This window comes from Pseudomonas sp. B21-028, from assembly GCF_024749045.1.
Lineage (GTDB): Bacteria > Pseudomonadota > Gammaproteobacteria > Pseudomonadales > Pseudomonadaceae > Aquipseudomonas.
The window spans coordinates 3,457,478-3,482,546 of the sequence record NZ_CP087184.1; the positions used below are offsets into that span (position 1 = coordinate 3,457,478).

The following is a 25,069-nucleotide window of genomic DNA, read 5'->3' on the forward strand; positions in this document are numbered from 1 at the left end:
GGCGCGCTCCTTGGGGTCAGGGGATCGCCGCCTCGAATTGATTGCCGCTGTTGTCGCGCAACATCAGGCGGGTCTGTCCGGGGCCTTGTACGTCGAAGCCCAGGTTGGGGTTTTCGCTGACCGCCGGGAACAGCTCCAGGCGCGCCAGCACCTGACCGTCGGCGTCGAGCAATTGAGCCTGGTTGAGGAAGAATTCAGGAATGCCGCTCACCAGGCCGTTATCCATCGGATGGGCCACCTGCACACGCAGCCGACTGGTGTCGCCCCGGGGATAACGGGCACCGAGCACTTCGCCCAGGTGTTCCTCCCAGCCTGGCTGGGTGCGCACCACACTGGGCGCGGTACAGCCACCGCCGGCCGCATCGATCAGGGTCGAGCCGACGTGCCACAGGCCATCGCGGGTCTGCACGGCGGCGCGCAGCGGCGTGGCTTGCTCGATACGGATGCGGATCGACAGCCAGGGCAACACCCGCGCCTCCGGCCGGAAGTCGACGATCCTGGGCAACGGATTGAGCTCTGCCCAGGCCAGCACCCGCACCACGTCGCCGGCAAAGGCGCGAGCGTCGATTTCCAGCGGCACTTGGCGGGCATCTTCGGCAAAGGGCGGCGCCAGCAGCCGGACCCGCTCGTCGAACACGAACGGCGCGTCGCCCAGCAGTTGTTTGTGATAGAACGCCCACATCACCGACGGAACCGGGTCCTTTCCCGGCTCGACCGCCGCCAGCGTCATCATTGGCAGGCCGACCCCCAGCAGGCAACACGCGAGCCATTTCATCCCTGCGCTCCTATTGGTACATGTCCGGCACGTCGTAACGCAGGCCGTAATGGGCATAGACGGCCTTGAGGCTGCCGTCGCGGATGAGGCCTTCCAGCGCCTCCTCTACCGCATAGGCCAGTTGCCGGTTGCTTTCATGCACCGCCATGCCGATTTCCCAACGCTGCTTGCCCATGTTCGGGTAGGCATTTTCCGCGAGCGCCAATTGCGCATCGGCCGCCTCGTGGACCTGCCAGTCGATCTCCCCGCGCATGGCCATGACGGCGTCGACCTCACCTGCCCGCATGGCCTTGAACGCCTGGGCGACGCTGGGGTAATGATGGGTTTTGGCGCTAAGCATGCCGTTGAACACCGACGTCAGGTAGAACGACGGCACGCTGTCGACTTCAACCCCGATGGGATGCTGCTGAAACACCGCGACGCTGCCGACCGAATCCAATCGACGGCGGTCATAGGCCACCTGCCAACACTCCTGCTGGTAAGGCCCGAACATCACCACCTGGGCGTTTTCCAGTTCTCCGATATCGTTGCTTCTTTGCACGTAGTCGTGATCGTAGGGCACGCGCATCATCAGGTCGGCCAGTTGGCGATCGTGCAGCGGACTGCTGCGCCAGATGTAATCGCGCAGGTCGTCGTCAAGCTTCTCGCCGGGTGGCGCCCAGATCAGTTGCAGGCGCACACCCAGCGCCTTGGCCAGGGCCTGGGCCAGTTCCACATCAACGCCCCTGGGCTGGCCGTCGGCTTCGAAGCTGTAGGGCGCGAAGTCCTTGTAGACCGCCACCTTCAACTCACCGGAGGCAATCATCTGGTCGTAGCTGCGCACTTGCGCCTGCACGGCCTGGCTACACAGCAGCACGCTGCAGATTACCCACGCGAACAGGCGCATGGCGATCACTCCTCGACGTGCACGCTGTCAAGGTAGGTGCGCACCGCCCAAAGGGCTTCCTGGCTCAGGTAGTCGGCCATTTTCGGCATGTAGACCCGACCGTCGCGCACCGCGCCGTGGCGCACCCGCTCGACGAACCACTCATCGCCGGCTTCAGCGGCGTCCAACATGCGCAGGTCGGGCGCGATCCCACCGGACTTGGCTTCCAGGCCGTGGCACGCGGCACAGTTCTGGTTGTAGGCCGACGCGCCGATCTCCACGGCCCGGTCATGCTCGGGCGAGGTGCGGTAGGGGTTCACGGAAGCCCAGCCGTCGCCATCCAACGCGACGCCGGTGTCCTTGATCGGGGTCAGACCCTTGGTCTCCACTGCCTGGGGCACTACGTTGCCATGGGCCCACACGGAGCCTGCGCCGGCCAGCCCCATCAGCAAAGCGGTAGCGATGATGGCGTTGCGTTTTGTTGTCATTGTTATGCCCTCTGGATTGCACGCTGACCTCTCTACAGAGGCCGTGCCGTCATCTTAGGAACCGTGCCGCGCCAGCCGAATGCTGCTTTGGTGGCCGGGTCCTAGTTCCTTGGTAGCAGGCCATCCGACGCAAGTCGCAAAGACAGGTGGTTCGGGAAGTCTTCCCGGCAAAGGCGGGACTTTTTCCGTATCGGCGGGCCCCCGGCGCGACCCAACCTAGTCGTGCCAAAACCTTTCACTGGGAACTGCCACCATGAGAATAAAAACGCTACCCGCCCTCTCCTCCCTGACCGTTGCCTTGCTGCTGGCCGGCAGTCTGTCGCTAAGCCCTTTGGCCCGCGCCGCAGCGTCGGGGGTCAGTTGGGAAGACATCGCCAACGACCACCTGACCACCAAAGACGTGCTGCAATACGGCATGGGCACCAACGCCCAGCGCTGGAGCCCGCTGGCCCAGGTCAACGATAAGAACGTGTTCAAGCTGACCCCGGCCTGGTCCTACTCATTCGGCGACGAGAAGCAGCGCGGCCAGGAATCCCAGGCCATCGTCAGCGACGGCGTGGTCTACGTCACCGGCTCCTACTCGCGGGTGTTCGCCCTCGACGCCAAGACCGGCAAGCGCCTATGGACCTACAACCACCGCCTGCCGGACAACATTCGCCCATGCTGCGACGTGGTCAATCGCGGCGCGGCCATCTATGGCGACAAGATCTACTTCGGCACCCTGGACGCCCGAGTGGTCGCCCTGGACAAAAACACCGGCAAGGTCGTATGGAACAAGAAGTTCGGCGATCACGCCGGCGGCTACACCATGACCGGCGCCCCGGTGCTGATCAAGGACAAGACCAGCGGCAAGGTGCTGCTGATCCACGGCAGTTCCGGCGATGAATTCGGCGTGGTCGGGCAGTTGTTCGCCCGCGATCCCGAGACGGGCGAGGAAGTCTGGATGCGTCCCTTCGTCGAGGGCCACATGGGTCGCCTCAACGGCAAGGACAGCACCCCCACCGGCGATGTGAAGGCGCCCTCCTGGCCCGACGACAAGACCACTGAAACGGGCAAGGTCGAAGCCTGGAGCCACGGCGGCGGCGCGCCCTGGCAGAGCGCCAGTTTCGATCCCGAGACCAACACCATCATCGTCGGCGCGGGCAACCCCGGCCCCTGGAACACCTGGGCCCGGACAGCCAAGGACGGCAACCCCCACGACTATGACAGCCTCTACACCTCCGGCCAGGTCGGCGTCGACCCGAGCACGGGCGAAGTGAAGTGGTTCTACCAGCACACGCCCAACGATGCCTGGGATTTTTCCGGCAACAACGAGCTGGTGCTGTTCGACTACAAGGACAAAGACGGCAAGGTCATCAAGGCCACCGCCCATGCCGACCGCAACGGCTTCTTCTACGTTGTAGACCGCAACAACGGCAAGTTGCAGAACGCGTTCCCCTTCGTCGACAACATCACCTGGGCCAGCCACATCGATCTCAAGACCGGTCGCCCCGTGGAGAACCCCGGCCAGCGCCCGGCCAAGCCGTTGCCCGGCGAAACCCGGGGCAAGCCGGTGGAAGTCTCGCCGCCGTTCCTGGGCGGCAAGAACTGGAACCCCATGGCGTACAGCCAGGACACCGGGTTGTTCTACGTCCCGGGCAACCAATGGAAAGAGGAATACTGGACCGAGGAAGTGAACTACAAGAAGGGCTCGGCTTACCTCGGCATGGGGTTTCGCATCAAGCGCATGTACGACGATCACGTCGGCAGCCTGCGGGCGATGAACCCCAGCACGGGCAAGGTGGTCTGGGAGCACAAGGAGCCGCTGCCATTGTGGGCCGGCGTACTGGCGACCAAGGGCAACCTGGTGTTCACCGGCACCGGTGATGGCTTCTTCAAGGCGTTCGATGCCAGGACCGGCAAGGAGCTGTGGAAATTCCAGACCGGCAGCGGCATCGTCTCCCCGCCCATCACCTGGGAACAGGACGGCGAGCAGTACATCGGCGTGACCGTCGGTTATGGCGGCGCCGTGCCGTTGTGGGGCGGCGACATGGCGGAGCTGACCAAGCCCGTGGCACAGGGCGGCTCGTTCTGGGTGTTCAAGATCCCAGGCTGGGACAAGGCCACGGCGCAGAAGTAGCGCGTCCCTCAAAACCTCAACCCATTCCCCTGTGGGAGCGAGCCTGCTCGCGAAGCGATGGATCAGCCTGAATAGATGTCGACTGACACACCGAATCGCGAGCAGGCTCGCTCCCACAGGGCTGACCGAGTCTACTGCCATGAATTACCTGCCCCTGGCATGGGTGCTGCTCGTCTTCAGCGCCCACGCCGACGACACCGAAGCCCCCCTGACCCTCAACGGCTGCGTCATCGCCGAATCCAGTCAATGCCCCGGTGCCGACTTGCGAGGTGCCCAACTGGCGAACCAGGACCTGCGCAAGATGAACCTCAGCGGCGCGGACCTGCGGGGTGCCGATCTGCGCCATGCACGGCTGGACCTGGCGAATCTGGAGAAAGCCCGTCTGCAAGGCGCCAACCTGACCCGCGCCAGCCTGCAACAAAGCAACCTGCGCCTGGCCGACTTAACCGACGCCACCCTCAAGGCTGTCCAGGCCTGGGGGGTGTTCGCCCAGGGCGCACAGTTCCAAGGCGCCGACCTGAGCGCCGCGTACCTGCAATTTTCCCGACTGTCCGGCGCGCGCCTGCACGATGCCAATCTGCAAGCCGCCGATCTGGAGATGGCCTGGCTGAGCAAGGCCGACCTCAAGGGTGCCGACCTGCGGGACGCCAACCTGCAGGAAGCCAAGCTGGGGGAAAGCAACCTGGAACAGGCCAACCTGAGCGGTTCACGCCAGCACTATGGGAATTTCCAGGGAGCGAACATGGAGGGTTGTACTGGGTGCCCAATGTCTTGGGCCCAGTAACCCACGGTCCCCCGTGGCGAGGTTTTACCCCGCCACCCGCACCACGCCCATATCGATACCCAAATGCACCAGCTCGGCATGGGAGCTGACCTGCAGCTTGCTCTTGAGCAGCGTCAGGTGGTTGGACACGGTCTTGGCACTGATGCACAGTTGCTCGGCGATCGTGCGGGCGGGGGTACCCTTGGCGAGCATGACGAAAATTTCCAGCTCGCGCTGGGTCATACATTGCAAGCGCGGATCGGCGTTGTGCCGGGAGCTGGCACAGGCCAGTTGGGTCGCAAGGGATTGTTCGATATAGGCGTGGCCGGCCAGTACCCGCCGCACTGCCTCCACCAGGACCTGAGGCGCCGAGTTCTTGGTCAGGTAACCCGCGGCGCCGGCGTCCAGCGCCTGGCGCACCAACGGCAATTCATCGTGCATGCTGAAGAACAGCACGCGCAGTTGCGGCAGACGCTGGCGCAGGCGCCGGGTGGTTTCCAGACCACTGATGCCGGGCAGGCCGAAGTCCATGATCACCAGGTGCGGCACCTGCTCCTGCACCAGGCTCAGCGCCTCTTCGCCCGTGGCCGCTTCACGGACCTGCAGATCAGGCATCAAGGCCCGCAGCAGGCTGGCGAAGCCCTGCCGGACCACTGCATGATCATCCACCAACAAAATGTTCATCGCGCCTCCAGGGGGATATTCACCGCCAGCGCCCAACCGGCACCGGGGCGGCAGATGACACGCAGCTCGCCACCCAGGCTGCGAGCCCGTTCGGACATCGAATGCAGGCCGACACCCGCTCGGGGCGGCTGCGTCGCCCCCAGGCCGTTGTCGCGCACCCACAGCCGCAGGCGTCCGCCGCGCCGGTGCAAGCGGATCCGCACCCGGGTGGCGCTGGCATGACGGGCAACGTTGGTCAGTGCCTCCTGGACCAGGCGATACAAATGGATCTTGTCTGGCCCGGACAACGGCGGCAAGGCGCCATCGACCCGCAATTCGCAGGCAATGCCATGGGTGTCCTGGCATTGCCGCGCCAACAATCCGATGGCCTCGTCCAGCGGCAAGTGCTGCAGCACCACCGGGTACAGGTCGTGCACCAACGCCCGGAAGCCTTGTTGCAAGTGCTCGCAGTGATCTTCGAGCTGGCTGACGGTTTGCTCCAGCACCGACGGCTGGTCGGTGACCAGGCGCAGCAGGCAGGCCCGGGCGCGGATGCCGGCCACGTATTGACCGAGGTCATCGTGCAGGGCCTGGGCCAAGTGGGTGCGCTCCTGTTCCTGGACAGCCAACAGCGCCTGGGTGAGTCGGGTGTTATCGGCCTGGGACCGGGCCAGGGCAGCGGTCATCCGGTTGAAATGCCCCGCCAGTTGCCGCGCCTCCGGGATGCCTTCGGCGGGCAAGCACACCCGCAGATCGCCGGTCGACACCTGGCGCAACGCTTCGAGCAACTCATCCAGCAACCCCATGCCCCGGCGCACCGCCCAGCGGATCACCAGCAGACTGACCAGCAGGGCCATGGCGCAGACGCCCAGCAACTGCACCAGCGAGTCGAGGATTTCCTCGATTTCGTCCCGTGGGTCGACGGCGATCCAGGCCTGACGACCGTCCCGCAGGCCGATCACCTGAGGCGCCGAGCCGTCGACGAGCACTTGCCGGCCGAGCCAGGCCTTCAGCCCGCTGTCGACGCCCGTCGGCAAGGCTTCCCCCGGTGCCAGCCAGCGCACCCGCACATGGCGCAGGCTACCGGTCAGGCGCTCCTGAAGGCTGGCCGGATCGCGCTCGGCGGTTTCGCGCAGGTACTGCACCACGGAACCGGCCGATTGCAGCTCGCGCTTTACGTCGGTCATGGCCTGATGCAGCAACAGGCCCGCACAGGCCAGCGTGACCAGGCCGAAGAAGGCCACCACCCACAGATTGATCCGCCACAGGGCCGACATGCTCAACAGCCCATCACGGCATCGGCACATGCCCCTTGTGGGAGCGAGCCTGCTCGCGATAGCGGTGCTCCAGCCGGCGGGGATGTTGGATGTGCCGCCGTCATCGCGAGCAGGCTCGCTCCCACAGGGGGACCGCGGTGACCACCGGACAGCCGATCAACCCCAATCAAGCTCAGGATCAGCAACAACGGCAGCAGCAATGCCTTGAAAGTCCGCACGGTCTGTCCGCTCCCTGATGAATGACGATTGCCTGCATCCTAAAACGCCCTCGTCGACCACGAGCTACTACCTTGGTACTGCCCCGGCGGTACTTTCTGCATATTCCCCCCTGACCAAGGGCTTCCTATGCTGGCGCTACCCGCAATGGAGGTGTTATGCGCCGGCTCGTCAGCTTCACCTTGATCGCTCTGATGGCAGCCACCGCCGTCCAGGCTGAGGACGCAATGCCGCTGCAGGTGCGCATAGGATACCTGGGTTACCGTCCCGACCCGGGGCCGCTGCTGTCCAATGTCATTGTCGAGCCCGCCGACGCGGGCTTGCGCGGCGCCGAACTGGCGATCATCGACAGCAACAGCACCGGACGTTTTCTCAAGCAGGATTACCGCCTGGAAAGCGCCAGCGTCGACAGCCCCGAAGCCTTGCTCCAGGCCGCCCGCGCACAGCATGAGCAGGGCCTGCGGCTGTTCGTGGTCAACGCACCGGCCGCCAGTCTGCGCCAGCTCAGCGCGGCCCTGCCCGACAGCCTGCTGTTCAACGCCGGCAGTCCCGACGACAGCCTGCGCACCACTGACTGCCTGGGCAACGTGCTGCACAGCCTGCCCGACCGGGCCATGCTCGCCGACGCGCTGGTGCAATTCAGCGTCGTGCGCAAATGGCAGAAGGCGTTGCTGATTGTTGGGCAGACGCCCGAGGACCAGGCCTATGCCAACGCCCTGCGCCGGGCCATGAAACGCTTCGGCCTGAAGACCGTGGCCGAGAAGACCTGGCAGTTCGACAATGACCAGCGCCGGAGCGCCCAGGCCGACATGCCACTGTTCACCCAGACCGCCGAATACGACGTGGTGCTGGTGGCCGATGAACGTGGCGACTTCGGTGAGTACCTGCCTTACCAGACCTGGTACCCGCGCCCGGTGGCCGGCACCCAGGGACTGACCCCCACCGGCTGGCACAAGACCGTGGAAACCTACGGCGCGGCGCAGTTGCAAAAGCGCTTCGAAGCCCTGGCCGGACGCTGGATGAACGACCGTGACTTCGCCGCCTGGATCGCCGTGCGCAGCATCGCCAGCGCGGTGAGCAAACTGCGCCAGGCCGACCCAATCGCCATCCGCCAACTGGCCTTGAGCGATCAGTTGCCGCTGGATGGTTTCAAGGGGCGCAAGCTCAGCTATCGCCCCTGGAACGGACAACTGCGCCAACCGATTCCCCTGGTCCAGCCACGGGCCCTGGTCAGCACTTCGCCCCAGGACGGTTTCCTGCACCCCAGCAATGAAATGGACAGCCTGGGCTACGACCAGCCCGAAGTGAGCTGCCGCTACCCCTGATCGACAACAACAATAAGGAAAACCGCCATGCGCCGCCCGCTGTTCCAACCGATCCTGCTGCGCCAGGTGCTCGCCCTCGGCGCGGTGTTGCTCGCCACCGGCCCTGCCGCCGCCAGCATCGCCTGGGTCTCGAACGAGAAAGACAACAGCCTGAGCCTGATCGACATGCAGAGCCTGGAAGTGGTCGAAACCCTGCCGGTGGGCCAGCGTCCACGGGGTCTGCTGCTGTCCCACGACAATCGCCTGCTGTACATCTGCGCCAGCGATTCGGACCGGGTCCAGGTGATGGATGTCGCCACCCGCAAGATCATCAAGGAACTGCCGTCCGGCAAGGACCCGGAGCAGTTTGCCCTGCATCCCAATGATCGCTGGCTCTACGTTTCCAACGAAGACGACGCCCTGGTGACCGTGATCGACACCCAGACCTCCGAGGTGCTGGGCCAGATCGGCGTGGGTGTCGAGCCCGAGGGCATGGCCGTCAGCCCCGACGGCAAGTGGACGGTCAATACCAGTGAAACCACCAACATGCTGCACTGGATCGACACCAGCACCCAGACCCTGGCCGACAGCACGCTGGTGGATCAGCGACCGCGCTTCGTCGAGTTCAATCGCGACGGCACCCAGCTCTGGGCCTCGGCGGAAATCGGCGGCACCGTGACGATTCTCGATGTCGCGACCCGCAAGGTACTCAAGACCCTGACCTTCCAGATCAAGGGCGTTCACCCGGACAAAGTCCAGCCGGTGGGCATCAAGCTCAGCGCCGACGGCCAGCTGGCCTTTGTCGCCCTGGGCCCGGCCAACCATGTGGCGTTGATCGACGCGAAGACCTTCGAGATCCTGGATTACCTGCTGGTAGGGCGCCGGGTCTGGCAGTTGGCATTTACCCCGGACCAGCGCCAGTTGCTGGCCACCAACGGCGTCAGCGGCGATGTCTCGGTGATCGACGTACAGAGCCGCAAGGTGCTCAAGTCGGTGAAGGTCGGGCGCTACCCCTGGGGTGTGGTGGTGACGCCATGAACGCCCTGGAGGTCAGCGACCTGAGCTTTGCCTACGGGCCGCGCGAAGCCCTCAAGCAGATGGATTTCAGCCTCGCCCCGGGACGCTTCGCCGCGCTGCTGGGCCCCAACGGCGCCGGCAAATCGACGCTGATTGCCCTGCTCACGCGCCTCTACGATGTGCAGCGTGGCGAGATCCGTGTCGGCGGCCACTCCTTGCAGCATTCGCCACGGCAGGCCCTGCAACAGCTGGGCGTGGTGTTCCAGCAAAGCACCCTGGACCTGGACCTGAGTGTCGAACAGAACCTGCGCTATCACCTCGCCTTGCACGGTTTGTCGCGGCGCGAAGGGATGGCCCGGATCGACGCCGAGCTGGCCCGCCAACAGTTGACCGAGCGACGCCATGAACGGGTCCGAGCGCTCAACGGAGGGCATCGTCGCCGGGTGGAAATCGCCCGGGCGCTGTTGCACGAACCCCGGCTGTTGCTGCTGGACGAGCCCAGCGTCGGCCTCGACCCGGCCAGCCGCCAGGCCCTGGGCCGGCACATCCGTCAACTGTGTGACGAACAAGGCATCAGCGTGCTCTGGACCACCCATCTGCTGGATGAAGTACAACCCTGTGACGATCTGCTGATCGTGCACCAGGGCCGCCTGGTCGCCAGCGGCCGCGCCGAGGCCGTAAGCCAGGAACATGGCGGCACTCTGGGTTCGGCCTTCACCCGCTTGACCACTTCGGGAGCCCAGGCATGAACGCGTATTGGCAATGTTTCAGCGGCATCGTCATGCGCGAATGGCTGCGCTTCGTATTACAGCGCACACGATTGCTGAGCGCCCTGGTACGCCCGCTGCTGTGGCTGTTGGTGTTCGCCGCCGGTTTTCGCGCGGCACTGGGCATCGCGATCATCGCGCCTTATGACACCTACATTCCCTACGAGGTGTACATCGTGCCTGGGCTGGCCTGCATGATCCTGCTGTTCAACGGCATGCAGGGTTCGCTCTCGATGGTCTACGACCGGGAAATGGGCAGCATGCGGGTGCTGCTGACCAGCCCCCTGCCCCGCGCCTTCCTGCTCGCGAGCAAACTGCTGGCGACGTCATTGATCTCGTTGCTGCAGGTCTACGCCTTCCTCGCCATCGCCTGGCTGTACGGCGTCCAGCCGCCGGCCATTGGCCTGTTGCTGGCGCTGCCGGCGTTGTTGCTGGTGGCGCTGATGCTCAGCGCCCTGGGCTTGCTGCTGTCCAATGCGATCCGGCAACTGGAGAACTTCGCCGGGGTGATGAATTTCGTGATCTTCCCGATGTTCTTCCTGTCCTCGGCGCTGTATCCGCTGTGGAAGATGCTCGAGGCCAGCCCGTGGCTGTACTGGCTGTGCGCGGTGAACCCGTTCACTCACGGCGTGGAACTGGTGCGGTATGCCTTGTATGGACAGTTCAACCTGCTGGCGATGACGGTGTGCGTGGGGTTGACCCTGGTGTTCGCGCTGCTGGCGGTGTGGACCTTCAACCCGCAACATGCGGCGCTGCGCAAGGCGGGTTGAGCCAACCGATACAGATCCCTTTGAAGGAAAACATTCCCTTGTGGGAGCCGAGCTTGCTCGCGATGACGGCGGCACAGTCACCATCGCCGCAAGCTGATCCACCGCCATCGCGAGCAAGCTCGGCTCCCACAGGGTTCGCGGGCGTACAGACCATTGTGCAAAGGCCATAAATTACGACTTTAGTACTGGTTTCCCTGTCCATGGTCGCATTCCCAAGACCGCGACCCTGGCATGTAATGGACGCATAACAACAAGGATCAATCCTATGCTCCGTTTACTGGCGGTCGTCTTGCTGGGCCTGTGGTTGAATGTCGCGCTGGCCGACACGGCGCTGTTTTCGCCCCAGGGTTATCGCATCGACCGGTATCGCAGCCCCACTCCTGAGACAGTGGAAGGCGCCCGAACGGTCGATACCCCGGCGTTGCAGCAACTGCTCGGACAGACACCCGCCCCGGTGCTGATCGACGTCTACCGTCGACCCTGGGTCCAGGGACGTTTCATCGACAACGAGCCCCACGCCAACCTCCCCGGCAGCCTCTGGCTGGCCAATACCGGTGACGGCGAACTCGACCCGACCTGGCAGGATTACCTCGCTTACCACCTGCGCCAGGCCACCGCCGGGCATGCGGAGCAACCGTTGGTCTTTTATTGCCGCTCCGATTGCTGGCTGAGCTGGAACGCGGTAAAACGCGCCGCAGCCATGGGCTATAAGCATCTGTATTGGTACCGCGACGGCGTCGATGCGTGGGAGGCTGCCCACCTGCCCCTGCAAGCGGCGCGGCCTGAACCTTTTCCCTGATCTTGAACGTGCGTGCAACTGCTCCAGCCACAACACAATAATGAGGTGAATGGCCATGTATAAAATCCTGATAGCCGACGATCACCCACTGTTTCGCGAAGCCATCCATAACGTCATCAGCGACGGTTTTCCTGGCAGCGAGGTCATGGAAACCGCCGACCTGGACAGCGCCCTGGCCCTGACCGCCGAGCACGACGACCTGGACCTGATCCTGCTGGACCTGAACATGCCCGGCATGCACGGCCTCAATGGCCTGATCAACCTGCGCAACGAGGCCCCGACCATTCCCGTGGTGATCGTCTCGGCCGAGCAGGACAAACAGATCGTCTTGCAGGCTATCACCTACGGCGCGGTGGGGTTCATCACCAAATCCTCGCCGCGCTCGCAGATGACCGACGCCATCGAGCAGATCCTCAATGGCAACGTGTACCTGCCACCGGACATCATCCGCACCCAGAAGAACCCGGTAGGCCGTCGCCTGAACGAAACCCCGGCCTTCCCGCCCGAACTGCTCCAGGCCCTGACCCGCAAGCAACTGCTGGTGCTCGAGCGCATGACCAAGGGCGAATCGAACAAACAGATCGCCTACACCCTCGACATCGCCGAAACCACGGTCAAGGCCCACGTCTCGGCGATTCTGCGCAAACTCAACGTGCACAACCGGGTGCAGGCGATTCTCAGCGCGGGGGATATTGATTTCGGCGCGTATCTGCGGCGTTGAAGTACTGCGCTCTTGCGGGGAGAAACGTTGTGGGAGCAAGGCTTGCCCGCGATGAAGCCAAGTGTTCTTTCTGACACTCCAGTGCCTGCATCGCGAGCAAGCTTTGCTCCCACAGTTGCTTTGCCACAAAAAGTGTTCGGCTCAGGGATGGTTGGACTGGGCCAGCAAATGACTCATCGCAATCTTCAGCTTCATCGGCCGCACCGGCTTGTGCATCAGGGTGTGTCCGCGCTCGCGGATCTGCTGTTTGAGTTCGTTGCTGTAGTTGGCGGTGATCAGCATCGCCGGGATCGCTGACCTGCGGCAGGCGTTGATCCGGGCCACGGCGTCGACGCCGTTCTGGTCGTTGTCCAGGTGATAGTCGGCGATCAACAGGTCCACCTCGGCGTGGTCGTTGTCCACCTGGCGCGCCAGGTCCTGTTCCGACAGCGCGGTGACGACCCGACAGCCCCAGCCTTCCAGCAACGTACGCATGCCGGCGCAGATCGCCGCGTCGTTATCCAGCACCCAGATCCGCGCTCCGCGCAAGCGCTCGAGCATCGGCTCGCTCATGTCCACGCACGGCACCGGCTTGGGCGCGGTGGCGCTCAGCGGCACGTCGATGGCGAACATCGAGCCCTTGCCCGGCCACGAGCGCACCTGGATCCGGTGGCCGAGGATCCCGGCGATTTTCTCGACAATCGCCAGGCCCAGGCCCAACCCGCGATCCTGGTTGGGACGCTGTACATCGCCGCGCTTGAACTCCTGGAAAATTTCCTCCAGGCGCTCCTCGGCAATGCCGATGCCGGAGTCCCAGACCTGGATCGACACCCGCTGCCCCTGGCGCCGGCACCCCAACACCACGCGGCCGCTGGGGGTATAGCGGATGGCGTTGCTCAGCAGGTTGCGCAGGATCCGGGCGAGTAGCTGCAGGTCACTGCGCACCAGCACCGAACAAGGCACGAAGCGCAGCGCCAGTCCTTCACTGCGGGCAACCTGGGCGTATTCGGCGGCCAGGTTGCCGAGCAATTCGCTGAGGGCGAACGGCGCGACGTCCGCCTTGATCACCCCGGCATCGAGCTTGGAGATGTCCACCAGAGTACCCAGCAGGTTTTCGACGTCCTGCAAGGAATTGCTGACGTTGCGCACCAGGTGCGCATTCGCCACCGGCTCACGCCGTTCGAGCAAGGCACTGGTGAACAGTCGCGCGGCGTTGAGCGGTTGCAGCAGATCGTGGCTGACCGCCGCCAGGAACTTGGTCTTCGACAGGTTGGCCTGCTCGGCCTCGCGCTTGGCTTCGCGCAGGCGCAGTTCCACGCGGCTGCGCTCGTCGATCTCGCGCAGCAGCTGTTCGTTGAGCGTCGTCAGTTCCGCCGTGCGCTCCTGGACCCGCTGTTCCAGGTTCTGATAGGCCTGGTGCAACGCCTCGGCGGTGCGCCGCCGTTCAGTGATGTCGCGGATCAGCACGAAGATCCCCACCACCTCGCCATTGGCCAAGCGGTTCGGCACGTAGGAACGCAACATGTAGCGTTCCTGGTTGTTGATGTTGGTTTCGGCAAATTCGAACGTCACGCTCTCCCCGGCGAGGGCACGGGCCACGTAGGCTTCCAGGCGCTGGTAATGCTGCTCGCTGTGGGCTTCGCGCAGGCTCTGGCCGAGCATCACGCCACGGGGCCAGCAATACCACTGTTCGTAGACCTTGTTGGTGAATTCATAAACCAGGTCGGCATTGAGGTAGGCGATCAGTGCCGGCACATGGTCGGTGATCAAGCGGATCCAGCGCTCGCTTTCGCTCAACGCCTCGGCGTGCTGGTAGCGCTCGGTGATGTCGGTGAAGGTGTTGACGTAGCCGCCAGTGGGCAGCGGATGGGTGCGGATTTCCAGGACCCGGCCGTCGGAGAGACGCTGCTCACGCTCATGAATCAACCGACCATTGCTGTCGCGGCTGGCCGGGGTCAACAGTTGCAGTTCGCTGTCGGCAATCACTTCGTTGAACGGCCGGTGGGCCGCCACCGGGGCCAGGCCGCTGAGCTCCAGGAAGCGCCGGTTCCACAGTTCCAGCACGCCCTGGGCGTTGACCATCGCCACGCCCTGGGAGAGGTTGTCCACCGCACGCTGCAACAGGTGGGACTTCTGCGCGATGGCCTGCTCGCGGCGCACGGTTTCACTGAGTTTCACGTCGGTGATGTCGGTGAACAGGATCACCCGGCCACCCTCCTGGGTCGGCCGCTCGCTGACCTGCAACCAGCGGCCGTTCTGCAGGCGATACAGCACATGCTCATCATCCTGGCCGCGGTTTTCTTCGCTGAACAAGCCGTTGGCGGTCATCAGGCGCTTGACCTCGCCCAGGCGCATCCCGGCCATGATGCGCACCCGACTGTGGGCCCAGAACGCCTTGAAGCGGCTGTTGAACAGGACGATGCGCTGTTGTGCGTCGAACAGCACGAACGCATCGGAAATACTTTCGATGGCATCGATCAGGTGCCGATGGGCCGTTTCCGCCCGCAACCGCGCCTCACCGAGCAGATGATTGCCGGCCTTGAGCTCGGCCATGGCCTGGTTCAGCGCATCGGTGCGCTCGCGCACCTGCTCGGCCAGCACCACCGAATGCTGGAACGCCGCATACGGGTCGCTGCCCCGGGTTACGCCGGACTCCACCCGTTCGATCAACGCGGCGTTGATGCGCTGCAACTTGTGGTTTTCGTGTTGCAGTCCGGCGATCTGCGCTTGCAGATCAGCGATGACCGGGGACGCGATGGCGGGCAATGGCAACTCCGGTGAAGGTCTGGTTGATGTGCATGCCATTGAACTGTTCTCCGTAGGTGTTGAAACCCATCACCCGTTGTTTGCACAGGAACTGGCCGATCTGCTCCAGGCCGCCGCGATCTTCCAGCTCCAGGCGCCTGAGAAAACAGTCGCAGCCGATGGTCAGCAACAGATCGCCGAGCCGCGCCTGCAAGCCGTCAAAAAGGTTTTCCAGGTTGGTCAACAAGGGGCCCGGAGTCATGGCCGTGAGGACGATGCCGTTCTCCACCGCGCAGTAGAAACTCAGGCTCAGGTCCGGGTGCACCTGCTGGACGGCCCGCACGTAGTATTGGTCATTGATGCGCACCGCCAGCGGATGGGCGGCGAACACCCGGTAGTCGAGGGCGCTCACCGGCACGCCGATATGCCGGGCATATTCCTCGGCCGCGGGTTCGGCGTTGAGCTCATAGACCCGGCGCGAAGCGCTGTCGGCGCCGGTCACCACCAGTTTCTCTTCCCGGGGCAGGATGTGATGGGTGGTGAAGACCTCGAATTCCAGCCAGGTATTGATCAGCACCACCACGGCCGCGCCGCTGTGGAACTGGCCTTCGAAGTACACGTGGGTGTGGGTCAGGTAATTGTCGTCGCCGGCCGAGCCACCAAAATGCGGGATGTCCCCCAGGGCAGCGCTCAGCGCCGCGAGCACCATTTCTTCGCGGCTGGACAGACCGTCGAGCAGGGTCAGTGCAAAGCTGTGCCCCTTGATCGGTGCCAGGGCATTGCTGCGACAGCCGCTTGCCAGGCGTTCGACCATCTGCTGGGCGTCGATCAGGCTGAAATGGCCCATTTCACCGATCAACTCGGCGGCAATGGAAAAATGCCGGTGGTCGAACCCCACTGCTGTCACGCAGTTGCGGCCATAACCCTGGGCGGTGATTTCCCCTGCGCTGGTGCAGCCCACCAGGCGAATCCCGCCGAAGCTCCGGGACAGTGCCTGGCCGAGGGCCGGCAGGTCGTATTCGGCGGAACAGAAAAACAGCACGAAGCCCAGGTACGGATGCAGCAACTGCCGCGCCAGTTCCTGGGCCACTTGCTCGACATCCGTTGCCTGGGACATCGCGCTTACCACGCCTTCGCTCTGGGCCTGCTGCATCTTCGCCTCCGTGACAGGAGCCTTGAGTGTACGAAGCCGCGCCGGGCCCACGAATGCTACTTGGGTAGCGGGTGTGCGCTTCCATGGGATGAGAACGGTGGCGGCCCGCGCCGCGATGCGCACGGCTGGGGCCACCACAAAAACACTGACCTAAGCTGGAACACCTTTGTGGCGAGGGGATTTATCCCCGCTGGGCTGCGAAGCGGCCCCTTTTTCAGTCACCCAGATTTGTGTCGACTGAACTGTTTTCTGGGGCCGCTCCGCGACCCAGCGGGGATAAATCCCCTCGCCACAGGGGTTGCGTTGCCATAGGTATTACCAGGTCAACACAGCCCCCACCGCAAACGTATCGGTGTCTTCGTTCTGGGCGCTGGTGTCGTGGCCGTTGATTTCGAACTGGTTGTACTCGGCCACGAGCTTGAGGTTGTCGTTGACGTCATGGAACAGCGCAATGCCGCGGGTTTCGTAATCGGCACCGCTGCCCACCACGCCGTTGCCGTCGTCATCGGTCTTGCCGTAGGACAACGCCAGGCGGTTCTTGCCCAGCTTGTAGGAGCCTTGCAGCAGATAGCCCTTGCTGTCGACGTTGCGCAACGTGGCTTCGCCGGCGTTGTTGGTGAAGAACGGGTTGATGCCCTTGGCCTGGAACCCGGAGCCGGTGAGCGACAGGCCGCCCATCTTCGCCTGCACGCCATAACCCAGGCCTTTGGAGGTCACCGATTCGACAGTGGAGTCGGTGTTGTCCGAGGTCTGGTAGCTGCCGTTGAGCCAGCTGTAGATCTTCGCGCCGCCGAGGTCGAACTGGTAGGTGATCTCGCTCTCGGTGCGCGGGTTTTCCTGGTAGGCCTTGCCGGTGGCGCTGTTGTCGTTGGTGTCCACCGGGTCCATGATCCCCACCGCCACCCGCAGCCCGTCCATGACCGGAGTGCGATAGGTGATCTGCGAAGTCGGGAACGGATAGGGATAGCCGCTGCCGATGTTGCCGAACGACACGCCACCGCCGTCCACCAGGCCCAGGGTATCGCTGACCTGGCCGTAGCCGGCGAGCAATTCGTCGAGCAGGATGTTGGAGCGGGCGAACAGGCCGAAGTCCTTGCCGATCAACACCTCACCCCACTCCGGGTTGGCGACGGTACCGTAGAACTGGCGCACGTCGATGGCGGTGTCGGTGCCGTTGGTTTCGCTGTCGTTGATGGTCACCCAGAACGACGCGCGGGCGCCGAGCTTGAGGTCATCGACCTGCTTGCTCATGTTGAAGCCCAGGTAGTTGGGCAGGAACCCCATCTTGACCCGCGCCTGGCGCCGGTCGAACTGCTCCCCGGCCCGGTCCACGTCGCTGTTGACGTAGAAGGCGTTGATGTAGCCATCGGTGGAAAAAGTGGTCTGGTCCTTGTCGTACAGCATGATCTCGGCCTGGGCCCACGACGTCAGGCCGAGGGTCGAAAGACTGGCGATGACCGCAGGCATAAAACGGCGACGGGTATTTTTATTGTTGTGCATGGCGCGCTCCGCAACAGGGGACGGGATGTCGGAGGCGATTATCGAAAGGCTACGGGCCCCGCCATACGCTGCCTTGGGGGCAATTGGCGGGTGCTTTGGAAGCGTCGGCCCGGCGCGGCAGTTTGGGTGTACGACTGCCATGCCGACGGGCGCGGTACTTTGGGTGTGGGCTGGCACACCTACTTGTGGCGAGGGGATTCATCCCCGCTGGGTCGCGAAGCGGCCCCCTAAAACCTGACAACTCGGTATGCCAGACAGAATGGGGGCTGCTTCGCAGCCAGCGGGGATGAATCCCCTCGCCACAAAGGCCCCCCTTTGCTTCGGTTCAGAACCTCGGCTTGACGGTCTTCCAGTCCGGCCGGTAGCGCTGCATCTGCCGCACATCATCGCGCTGGCGAATGCCGCAACGCAGGAACTGTTCATGCAGCATGCCCAGTTGATCCCGGTCCAGCTCCAGCCCGAGCCCCGGTGCCCGGGTGATCTTCACGCAGCCATCGACGATCGGCAGCTTGCCTCCCTTGATCACCTCCTCATCCGGCTCCTGCCACGGATAATGGGTGTCACAGGCATAGTCGAGGTTCGGCACCGCGGCCGCCACGTGGGCCATGGCCATCAGGCTGATGCCCAGGTGCGAGTTCGAGTGCATCGACACGCCGAGACCAAAGGTGTCGCACATTTTCGCCAGCGCCTGGGTGTCCCGCAGGCCGCCCCAGTAATGGTGATCGGCCAACACGATCTGCACGCTGTTCAGCGCCACGCTGCGGCGAAATTCGTCGAAATCGGTGACCACCATGTTGGTCGCCAACGGCAGGCCGGTGCGCTTGTGCAGCTCGGACATGCCCTCTAACCCCGGAGTCGGGTCTTCGTAATACTGCAGGTCGTCGCCGAGCAGTTCGGCCATGCGAATGGAGGTTTCCAGCGACCAGTTGGCATTCGGGTCGATGCGCAAAGGGTAGCCGGGAAAGGCCTGTTTCAGCGCCTTGATACACGCCACTTCATGCTCCGGCTCCAGCGCGCCGGCCTTGAGCTTGATGCTCTTGAAACCGTAGTCGGTGATCATGCGCCGGGCCTGGGCGACGATCTGCTGTTCATTGAGCGCCTCGCCCCAGCTGTCCGGCGGATACGGCGAATCGATGTGCTCGGCGTACTTGAAGAACAGGTAGGCGCTGAACGGGATTTCTTCGCGAATCGCCCCGCCCAGCAGATCCACCAGCGGCACGTTCAGGTAATGGGCTTGCAGATCCAGGCAGGCCACTTCGAATGCCGAGTAGGCGTTGCTCACGGCCTTGCTCGCGTGGGAGCCCGGCGCCAGTTCGGCGCCGGCGCCACTGGCGGGCCGTTGCGCGGCGACGGTGGCCTGGACGATGGCCCGCAACTGGTTGAGGTTGAACGGGTCCAGACCGATCAACTGCTCCTGCAATTGTTGCTGGATCGCCAGGGCCGGTGCATCGCCATAGCTCTCGCCCAGACCGATGTAGCCGTTGTCACTCTCAATCTCAATGATCGAGCGCAGCGCAAACGGTTCATGAATGCCGCTGGCGTTGAGCAACGGCGGATCGCGAAAGGCAATGGGGGTGACGGTGACGCGTTTGATCTTCATACAGCGGCTCCCGATGGGCCAGGGTTCAGGGCTTGGGTGTTTTCCGATGGATGGGCCTGCGCGACGACTTCGCGCTTGCCGGACAATGAGTCGGGCGTGTCACGCCCCGGCGAGGTGCGGGCGAAGAAGATCACCACGGCGGCGACCAGCGAGGTAATTGCCAGGCCGTACAGGCCGCCCTCGATGGAGCCGGTGGTCTGCTCCAGGAAGCCGAACGCTGTCGGTGCGACGAAGCCGCCGAGGTTGCCGATGGAGTTGATCAGGGCAATCACCGCCGCCGCGATGCGAGCGTCCAGGTAGCCCTGGGGAATTGGCCAGAACAGCGCCGACGCGGCCTTGAAACCGATGGCCGCGAAACAGATAGCGACGAAGGCAAAGATCGGCCCGCCGGTGGTGGACATGAACATGCCGAACGCCGCAATCACCAGAGTCGCCGCCACCCACGCCTGCTGGAACTTCCATTTGCCGGCCAGGGCCGCGAAGGCGTACATCGCCACGATGGAAATGATCCACGGGATGGAGTTGAACAAACCGACCTGGAAATCCCCCAGGCTGCCCATCTTCCTGATCATGCTCGGCAGCCAGAACGTGGCGCCGTAGATCGTCAGGGCAATGGAGAAGTAGATGAAACAGAACAGCGCGATCTGCCGGTCGGCGAGCAGCTTGAACATCGATGGCTTGATCACCTGGGCGGCTTCCCGGGCCCGTTGTTCTTCGGCAATCGTCGCGGTCAACACGGCTTTCTCTTCGGCGGTCAGCCATTTCGCCTGGTTGGGGTGCGATTGCAGCCAGAACCAGACAAACCCGCACAGCACGATGGAGGCAAAGCCTTCGATCAGGAACATCCACTGCCAGCCATGCAGGCCCATGCCGCTGACATTCAACAGCGCACCGGACACCGGCCCGGAAATCACCGAAGCGATGGCCGAACCGCTGAGGAAGATCGCCATCGCCTTGCCGCGTTCGTTGGCCGGCAACCATTGGGTGAAGTAGTAGATGATGCCGGGAAAGAACCCCGCCTCCGCCGCGCCGAGAATGAAGCGCAGCACGTAGAAGCTGGTTTCACCGCGCACGAAAGCCATGGCCATCGCCGCCGCGCCCCAGGTGAACATGATCCGCGTCAGCCAGGCCCGGGCGCCGTAGCGTTGCAGCAGCATGTTGGACGGCACTTCGAACAGCGCGTAGCCGACGAAGAACAGCCCGGCGCCAAGCCCGTAGGCCGCGGCACCGATGCCCAGATCGGTTTCCAGGTGGCTGCGCACGAAGCCGATGTTGACCCGGTCGATGTAGTTGACGATGAACATCACCACCACCAGGGGCAGTACATGACGTTTGACCTTGGCCGCGGCGCGCGCCAGGGTGCTGTCATGCGTGGAGTCTGGTACGTAATTCAAGGAGAGCCTCCCAGTCGTTGTTTTTGTGGGGAACGGCTCGATGATGGACGGGGGGCATTGTTCCCGTCTAATCTAACTTGGCACTTGATTGATACCTGGATTGAATCAATGTTTGAACTGGCCCAACTGCGCTGCTTTACCACCGTCGCGACAGAACTCAATTTCCGTCGCGCCGCCGAACGGTTGAACATGACCCAGCCGCCCTTGAGCCGGCAGATCCAATTGCTGGAGCATCACCTGGGCGTCGAGCTGTTCACCCGCAGCACCCGCAGCGTTGCGCTCACCGCCGCCGGCCGGGCTTTTTTCATCGAAGCGCAGAACCTGCTGGAGCAGGCGCAACAAGCCGCCGCGGCCGCCCGGCGTTTTGCCCAGGGCGACATCGGCTCGGTCACCATCAGCTTCGTCGGCAGTGCGGTGTACGAGTTTCTGCCCAAGGTCATCGCCGAGGCACGGCTGAAACAGCCCCAGGTGAAAATCGTCCTCTCGGAGATGAACACCTACCAACAGCACGAGGCCTTGCGCGCGCGGCGCATCGACCTGGGCATCGTCCGCTCGCCGCTGCTGGAGACCGGCTACGCCACCGAGTGTCTGGTGCGCGAGCCGTTTGTCCTGGCGGTGCCTGCCGGCCATCCGCTGGCCCACGCCGATTCCGTCAGTGTCCAGGACCTCGATGGCGAGCCGTTCCTGATGTATTCCCACTCCGCCTACCCGCCCTTCAACGAATTGCTCACCGGCATGCTCCGCTCGGCCCGGGTCGCGCCGCAGTTCGTGCAATGGCTGGGGTCGTCGCTGACGATCCTGGCGCTGGTCAACGCCGGCATGGGCCTGGCGCTGGTGCCGCGTTGTGCCACCAGCGTGGTGTTCAAACAGGTGGTATTCCGGGAAATCGATCTGGGCGAAGGGGTACAGAGCGAGTTGCATCTGGTGTGGCATGAGGACAATGACAACCCGGCGTTCACCATGTTGCTGGAAGGGATTCGCGGGGCGGTTCGCGAGGGATTTTGATCCGTGGCCTGCCGAAGCAGGCTTGTCGAGTACACATTTGTGGCGAGGGGATTTATCCCCTCGCCACATTGTCCGGTTCCCGACCGATCAGCAACTCAGCTGTTCCCGTCACCATCAAGTAGTTGTACGATGACAGATGAGTGCAACCCAAAGCGCTCATTCTCATACCTACAACAACAAGGACACACCCATGAAAAAAGCGACATTGGTGATCAGCTTCCTGTGCCTGTTCGGCGGCTACGCAGCCACGGCCGCTGCTTCGGCCGAGCAGGACGTGGCCCAGGCCGTCGACCACCTGACCCAGGCCATGCTGCACAAGGACATTCCACAGCTTCAGGCACTGGCCGCCGAGAACCTCACTTACGGTCACTCCAGCGGCAACATCCAGGACAAGAAAGCCTTTATCGCCGACATCGAAACCGGCAAGAGCGCGTTCAAGACCCTGGAAATGAAGAATCAGAAAATCACCCTGTCCGGTGACACCGCCCTGGTGCGCAACCATTTCTCGGCCCAGGCGATCAAGGGCACCGACATCGTGCCGACTGAAATCGAGAACTTCCAGATCTGGCAGAAGCAGAAGAACGGCAAGTGGCTGCTGATCGGGCGGCAGGCGTTCAAGTTCTAATCACTTCCACAGGGTTTGTCGGTAGACAGTGATCTTACGGTCAACCCTGAACCCAATGTGGGAGCGAGCCTGCTCGCGATGGCGTCAGTCCAGTGACTACCGCTATCGCGAGCAGGCTCGCTCCCACAGGGGTTGCCCCTAGATGGCAGCCCACTGTTCCCGGTGCTGCAACAGGAAATCGACGAAGGCGCGAACCCGCTGGGGCATGTGGCGGCCATGGGGATAGAGCAATGTGAAGGGACGTGAGCGGCCACTGAAAGGTTGCAGCACTTCCACCAGGCTCCCGTCCGCCAGTTCCTGTTCGACGATGAACCGGTAGGTCTGGAACAATCCCGCACCGTGCCTGGCCAGCGTCACACCGCCCAGCACATCGTCCGAACAGCAATAGTTGCCCTGGCCGAACACCTCCCGCTCCTTGCCATCGACATTGAACAACCAGGAAATCCGCCGACCGCTGCTGGGCAACTCGAATTGAATACATTCATGATCGTCCAGGTCTTCGAGGGTGCGCGGCGTGCCGGCCTTGCGCAAATAGTCCGGCGCCGCGACCACCACCAGCTTCGCATCTTCCAGCAACCGGGCGATCAGGGAAGAGTCCGGCTGGGCCCTGACCCGAATCGCCAGGTCATAACCCTCGGCCACGAAGTCGATGTTCCGATTGCTCAGGTGCACGTCCACGCTGACTTGCGGATACTGCGCACGGAAGGCCGGCAGCAACGGCAGGATCCGGTGATGACCATAAGTGGTGGGCAGACTGATGCGCAGTTGCCCGGACGGCACCGATTGCGCCCCCATCATTTCCTGTTGCGCCTCCACCAGCTGGGTCAACGCCTGCCGGCACTGCTCGAAATAGGTCTTACCGGCCTCGGTCAGGCGGATGCTGCGGGTGGTGCGCACGAACAGCCGCGAGCCCAGGCGTTCCTCCAGGCGAAAGATCGAACGGCTCACCGCCGCCGGGGTCACGCCCGCCAGTTGGGCCGCCGCCGTAAAGCTGCCCGCTTCGGCCGCCAGGCAGAACAGTTCTATGCTGCCCAACTGCAGGTCTTCGAAATGTCGCTTCATGATTCATTACACCGTGTATCAACTGAAGATCGCAGCTGCCTGTTTATCAGTCCGTGGCGTATAAATACAGTGGCTTCGGTTGCGCAGGGAAGCCTGCGCACCTTTTCTCAACCAGCAGGAGTGCAACATGCCTTTCGTCAATGTGCGTATCACCCGCGATGGCGTCACCCGCGAACAGAAAGCCCAGGTGATCTCGGAGATCACCGAAACCCTCCAGCGCGTACTGGGCAAGGATCCGCACCTGACCCATATCGTGATCGAGGAAGTCGATACGGATAACTGGGGTTATGCGGGCATGACGACGACGCAATATCGAAGTCTTCCCAAGGAGTGAGCACCTGCTTTATCGAGCCCGGCCTGATTGGCCGGGCTTTTTTATGCCTGTTGACTATTCCCTTGTGGGAGCGAGCCTGCTCGCGATAGCGGTCTGTCAGTAAAACAATTTTTAGCTGACAGACCGCTATCGCGAGCAGGCTCGCTCCCACAGGGGCTTATGTTGAATGGGAGATTGATTACACCAGGTATCAACTCAAGTACCGCCCACCCCGTTTATCAACCCTCAGCGCATCAATACCCTGATCTCAACCACCGCCCCTACCGGCGCAGCGGTGCAACTCAACGATCAGGAGTCACATCATGAGTCTCAACAAAACCGTCATCATCACCGGCGCTTCAAGCGGCATTGGCCTGGGTCTGGTCCAGGCGTTTCTGGATCGGGGTTATAACGTGGTCGGCAATGCCCGCTCCCGCTCGGGGTTGGACGATGCCGCCGGCCGGTTCGATCACTCGGACCGTTTCATCGGTGTGGCCGGCGATATCGCCGACCCGGCGACCTCGACCCGCCTCATCGCCAAGGCCGTCGAAGCGTTCGGGGCCGTTGACGGGCTGGTGAACAATGCCGGGTTCTTCCTGCCCAAACCCTTCATCGAATACAGCCCCCAGGACCTGGAGTCGTTGCTGGATACCAACCTCAAGGGCCTGGTCTACGCCAGCCAGGCCGCCGCCGCGCACATGATCGGTCGCCGGCAGGGCTTCATCATCAACATTTCCGCCGCCGTGGCCCTGCAACCGAATATCCAGGTGCCGGCCGCGCTGCCGGTGTTGATCAAGGGGGGCGTCAACCAGATGACCCGTGCCCTGGCCCTTGAACTGTCGCCCCACAACATCAAGGTCAATGCCGTTGCGCCCGGGATCATCGATACGCCGATGCACGACCCGGCCCATCGCGAATTCCTCAACAACCTGGCCCCGGCCGGCCGCGTGGGCACCATAGGGGAAATCGCCGAAGCGGTGCTGTATCTGGCGGGCGCCGATTTCACGACCGGCGCGGTACTGCCGGTGGATGGCGGGATGAGCACGGGCAAGTGGTAGGAGCCGCCACAGTTTCCTTTGTGGGGGCGAGCCTGCTCGCGATGGCGTCATTCCAGTCAGCCCAGTATTGACTGACTTATCGCCATCGCGA

23 protein-coding genes are annotated in these 25,069 nt (G+C 63.4%); 12 read left to right on the plus strand and 11 right to left on the minus strand.

What is annotated here, in order from left to right; all coding sequences use genetic code 11:
• Positions 1–16: 16 nt before the first annotated feature.
• Genes LOY35_RS15010 through pedF form a run of 3 tightly spaced genes read right to left on the minus strand, consistent with a single transcriptional unit; the run spans position 17 to position 2,128 of the window.
• Entirely contained in the window at positions 17–775 is a 759-nt protein-coding gene (locus LOY35_RS15010) for a quinoprotein dehydrogenase-associated SoxYZ-like carrier (protein WP_408981157.1), read from the minus strand.
• A 10-nt stretch (positions 776–785) separates the two neighbouring features.
• Positions 786–1,661 carry an ABC transporter substrate-binding protein gene (locus LOY35_RS15015; protein WP_258624309.1) on the minus strand — a complete coding sequence of 292 codons (876 nt, stop codon included), beginning with the start codon at positions 1,659–1,661 and terminating at the stop codon, positions 786–788.
• A gap of 5 nt (positions 1,662–1,666) precedes the next feature.
• Positions 1,667–2,128 carry a cytochrome c-550 PedF gene (gene pedF, locus LOY35_RS15020; protein WP_258624314.1) on the minus strand — a complete coding sequence of 154 codons (462 nt, stop codon included), beginning with the start codon at positions 2,126–2,128 and terminating at the stop codon, positions 1,667–1,669.
• Positions 2,129–2,381: 253 nt separating this feature from the next.
• Between pedF and exaA the strand changes: the two genes are divergently transcribed.
• Both exaA and LOY35_RS15030 read left to right on the plus strand, forming a co-directional pair.
• Positions 2,382–4,247, plus strand: a complete 1,866-nt coding sequence (exaA, locus tag LOY35_RS15025) for a quinoprotein ethanol dehydrogenase (protein ID WP_258624315.1) — start codon at positions 2,382–2,384, stop codon at positions 4,245–4,247.
• A gap of 139 nt (positions 4,248–4,386) precedes the next feature.
• A complete protein-coding gene (locus tag LOY35_RS15030) occupies positions 4,387–5,031 on the plus strand; it encodes a pentapeptide repeat-containing protein (RefSeq protein ID WP_258624318.1) in 645 nt (214 codons plus the stop codon).
• A gap of 24 nt (positions 5,032–5,055) precedes the next feature.
• Here the strand turns inward: LOY35_RS15030 and LOY35_RS15035 are convergent, their stop codons facing one another.
• Together LOY35_RS15035 and LOY35_RS15040 are read right to left on the minus strand one after the other, a co-directional pair.
• The gene (locus tag LOY35_RS15035) at positions 5,056–5,694 is read right to left on the minus strand and encodes a response regulator transcription factor (protein WP_258624321.1); all 639 of its coding nucleotides are present in this window, start codon (positions 5,692–5,694) and stop codon (positions 5,056–5,058) included.
• A complete protein-coding gene (locus tag LOY35_RS15040) occupies positions 5,691–6,950 on the minus strand; it encodes a histidine kinase (protein WP_258624323.1) in 1,260 nt (419 codons plus the stop codon). Before LOY35_RS15040 ends, LOY35_RS15035 begins: the two co-directional genes overlap by 4 nt.
• Before the next feature lie 374 nt (positions 6,951–7,324).
• Here LOY35_RS15040 and LOY35_RS15045 point away from each other — a divergent pair, with 374 nt between their 5' ends.
• From LOY35_RS15045 to LOY35_RS15070, 6 genes are all read left to right on the plus strand, one after another.
• Complete coding sequence (locus LOY35_RS15045; RefSeq protein ID WP_258624325.1) at positions 7,325–8,491, plus strand: ABC transporter substrate-binding protein; 1,167 nt, start codon at positions 7,325–7,327, stop codon at positions 8,489–8,491.
• A 27-nt stretch (positions 8,492–8,518) separates the two neighbouring features.
• Positions 8,519–9,508, plus strand: coding sequence for a YVTN family beta-propeller repeat protein (locus tag LOY35_RS15050; RefSeq protein ID WP_258624328.1), 990 nt, complete (start codon positions 8,519–8,521; stop codon positions 9,506–9,508).
• A complete protein-coding gene (locus LOY35_RS15055) occupies positions 9,505–10,236 on the plus strand; it encodes an ABC transporter ATP-binding protein (protein WP_258624331.1) in 732 nt (243 codons plus the stop codon). The genes LOY35_RS15050 and LOY35_RS15055 overlap by 4 nt, the downstream gene beginning before the upstream one ends.
• Complete coding sequence (locus tag LOY35_RS15060) at positions 10,233–11,024, plus strand: ABC transporter permease (RefSeq protein ID WP_258624334.1); 792 nt, start codon at positions 10,233–10,235, stop codon at positions 11,022–11,024. Before LOY35_RS15055 ends, LOY35_RS15060 begins: the two co-directional genes overlap by 4 nt.
• Positions 11,025–11,289: 265 nt before the next feature.
• Positions 11,290–11,823 carry a PQQ-dependent catabolism-associated CXXCW motif protein gene (locus tag LOY35_RS15065; protein WP_258624339.1) on the plus strand — a complete coding sequence of 178 codons (534 nt, stop codon included), beginning with the start codon at positions 11,290–11,292 and terminating at the stop codon, positions 11,821–11,823.
• A 55-nt stretch (positions 11,824–11,878) separates the two neighbouring features.
• Complete coding sequence (locus tag LOY35_RS15070; RefSeq protein WP_041021386.1) at positions 11,879–12,544, plus strand: response regulator transcription factor; 666 nt, start codon at positions 11,879–11,881, stop codon at positions 12,542–12,544.
• A gap of 141 nt (positions 12,545–12,685) precedes the next feature.
• On the opposite strand, the gene nahK is transcribed toward LOY35_RS15070, so the two are convergent.
• The 5 genes from nahK to LOY35_RS15095 all read right to left on the minus strand — a co-directional run bounded on the left by nahK (position 12,686) and on the right by LOY35_RS15095 (position 20,915).
• A complete protein-coding gene (nahK, locus tag LOY35_RS15075; RefSeq protein ID WP_258624341.1) occupies positions 12,686–15,328 on the minus strand; it encodes a hybrid sensor histidine kinase/response regulator NahK/ErcS' in 2,643 nt (880 codons plus the stop codon).
• A complete protein-coding gene (nosP, locus tag LOY35_RS15080; RefSeq protein ID WP_041021388.1) occupies positions 15,258–16,421 on the minus strand; it encodes a nitric oxide-sensing protein NosP in 1,164 nt (387 codons plus the stop codon). The genes nahK and nosP overlap by 71 nt, the downstream gene beginning before the upstream one ends.
• Before the next feature lie 315 nt (positions 16,422–16,736).
• On the minus strand, positions 16,737–17,921 hold the full coding sequence (locus LOY35_RS15085) for a porin (protein ID WP_258624349.1): 1,185 nt from the start codon (positions 17,919–17,921) through the stop codon (positions 16,737–16,739).
• 325 nt (positions 17,922–18,246) lie between these two features.
• Positions 18,247–19,521 (minus strand): glucarate dehydratase family protein, encoded by a 1,275-nt coding sequence (locus LOY35_RS15090; protein WP_258624350.1) that lies wholly within the window; start codon positions 19,519–19,521, stop codon positions 18,247–18,249.
• On the minus strand, positions 19,518–20,915 hold the full coding sequence (locus tag LOY35_RS15095; protein WP_258624351.1) for an MFS transporter: 1,398 nt from the start codon (positions 20,913–20,915) through the stop codon (positions 19,518–19,520). Before LOY35_RS15095 ends, LOY35_RS15090 begins: the two co-directional genes overlap by 4 nt.
• A 108-nt stretch (positions 20,916–21,023) precedes the next feature.
• Here LOY35_RS15095 and LOY35_RS15100 point away from each other — a divergent pair, with 108 nt between their 5' ends.
• Together LOY35_RS15100 and LOY35_RS15105 are read left to right on the plus strand one after the other, a co-directional pair.
• Positions 21,024–21,920, plus strand: a complete 897-nt coding sequence (locus LOY35_RS15100; protein ID WP_258624353.1) for a LysR substrate-binding domain-containing protein — start codon at positions 21,024–21,026, stop codon at positions 21,918–21,920.
• 190 nt (positions 21,921–22,110) lie between these two features.
• Complete coding sequence (locus LOY35_RS15105; protein ID WP_258624354.1) at positions 22,111–22,545, plus strand: nuclear transport factor 2 family protein; 435 nt, start codon at positions 22,111–22,113, stop codon at positions 22,543–22,545.
• Between the two features lie 138 nt (positions 22,546–22,683).
• On the opposite strand, the gene LOY35_RS15110 is transcribed toward LOY35_RS15105, so the two are convergent.
• Positions 22,684–23,607, minus strand: a complete 924-nt coding sequence (locus LOY35_RS15110) for a LysR family transcriptional regulator (RefSeq protein WP_258624355.1) — start codon at positions 23,605–23,607, stop codon at positions 22,684–22,686.
• Positions 23,608–23,734: 127 nt separating this feature from the next.
• Between LOY35_RS15110 and LOY35_RS15115 the strand changes: the two genes are divergently transcribed.
• A complete protein-coding gene (locus tag LOY35_RS15115) occupies positions 23,735–23,941 on the plus strand; it encodes a 4-oxalocrotonate tautomerase family protein (protein ID WP_003202537.1) in 207 nt (68 codons plus the stop codon).
• 302 nt (positions 23,942–24,243) lie between these two features.
• Positions 24,244–24,978 (plus strand): SDR family NAD(P)-dependent oxidoreductase, encoded by a 735-nt coding sequence (locus LOY35_RS15120; RefSeq protein WP_258624356.1) that lies wholly within the window; start codon positions 24,244–24,246, stop codon positions 24,976–24,978.
• The last annotated feature ends 91 nt before the right edge of the window (positions 24,979–25,069 follow it).

Coding starts and splice junctions, on each gene's coding strand:
- LOY35_RS15100 (WP_258624353.1), top strand. CDS start 21,024: ATGTTTGAACTGGCCCAACTGCGCTGCTTTACCACCGTCGCGACAGAA.
- LOY35_RS15055 (WP_258624331.1), top strand. CDS start 9,505: ATGAACGCCCTGGAGGTCAGCGACCTGAGCTTTGCCTACGGGCCGCGC.
- LOY35_RS15110 (WP_258624355.1), bottom strand. CDS start 23,607: ATGAAGCGACATTTCGAAGACCTGCAGTTGGGCAGCATAGAACTGTTC.
- LOY35_RS15085 (WP_258624349.1), bottom strand. CDS start 17,921: ATGCACAACAATAAAAATACCCGTCGCCGTTTTATGCCTGCGGTCATC.
- LOY35_RS15115 (WP_003202537.1), top strand. CDS start 23,735: ATGCCTTTCGTCAATGTGCGTATCACCCGCGATGGCGTCACCCGCGAA.
- pedF (WP_258624314.1), bottom strand. CDS start 2,128: ATGACAACAAAACGCAACGCCATCATCGCTACCGCTTTGCTGATGGGG.
- LOY35_RS15015 (WP_258624309.1), bottom strand. CDS start 1,661: ATGCGCCTGTTCGCGTGGGTAATCTGCAGCGTGCTGCTGTGTAGCCAG.
- LOY35_RS15065 (WP_258624339.1), top strand. CDS start 11,290: ATGCTCCGTTTACTGGCGGTCGTCTTGCTGGGCCTGTGGTTGAATGTC.
- LOY35_RS15050 (WP_258624328.1), top strand. CDS start 8,519: ATGCGCCGCCCGCTGTTCCAACCGATCCTGCTGCGCCAGGTGCTCGCC.
- LOY35_RS15105 (WP_258624354.1), top strand. CDS start 22,111: ATGAAAAAAGCGACATTGGTGATCAGCTTCCTGTGCCTGTTCGGCGGC.
- LOY35_RS15060 (WP_258624334.1), top strand. CDS start 10,233: ATGAACGCGTATTGGCAATGTTTCAGCGGCATCGTCATGCGCGAATGG.
- LOY35_RS15045 (WP_258624325.1), top strand. CDS start 7,325: ATGCGCCGGCTCGTCAGCTTCACCTTGATCGCTCTGATGGCAGCCACC.
- nahK (WP_258624341.1), bottom strand. CDS start 15,328: ATGGCATGCACATCAACCAGACCTTCACCGGAGTTGCCATTGCCCGCC.
- LOY35_RS15090 (WP_258624350.1), bottom strand. CDS start 19,521: ATGAAGATCAAACGCGTCACCGTCACCCCCATTGCCTTTCGCGATCCG.
- LOY35_RS15040 (WP_258624323.1), bottom strand. CDS start 6,950: ATGTCGGCCCTGTGGCGGATCAATCTGTGGGTGGTGGCCTTCTTCGGC.
- exaA (WP_258624315.1), top strand. CDS start 2,382: ATGAGAATAAAAACGCTACCCGCCCTCTCCTCCCTGACCGTTGCCTTG.
- LOY35_RS15010 (WP_408981157.1), bottom strand. CDS start 775: ATGAAATGGCTCGCGTGTTGCCTGCTGGGGGTCGGCCTGCCAATGATG.
- LOY35_RS15035 (WP_258624321.1), bottom strand. CDS start 5,694: ATGAACATTTTGTTGGTGGATGATCATGCAGTGGTCCGGCAGGGCTTC.
- LOY35_RS15120 (WP_258624356.1), top strand. CDS start 24,244: ATGAGTCTCAACAAAACCGTCATCATCACCGGCGCTTCAAGCGGCATT.
- LOY35_RS15030 (WP_258624318.1), top strand. CDS start 4,387: ATGAATTACCTGCCCCTGGCATGGGTGCTGCTCGTCTTCAGCGCCCAC.
- LOY35_RS15070 (WP_041021386.1), top strand. CDS start 11,879: ATGTATAAAATCCTGATAGCCGACGATCACCCACTGTTTCGCGAAGCC.
- nosP (WP_041021388.1), bottom strand. CDS start 16,421: ATGCAGCAGGCCCAGAGCGAAGGCGTGGTAAGCGCGATGTCCCAGGCA.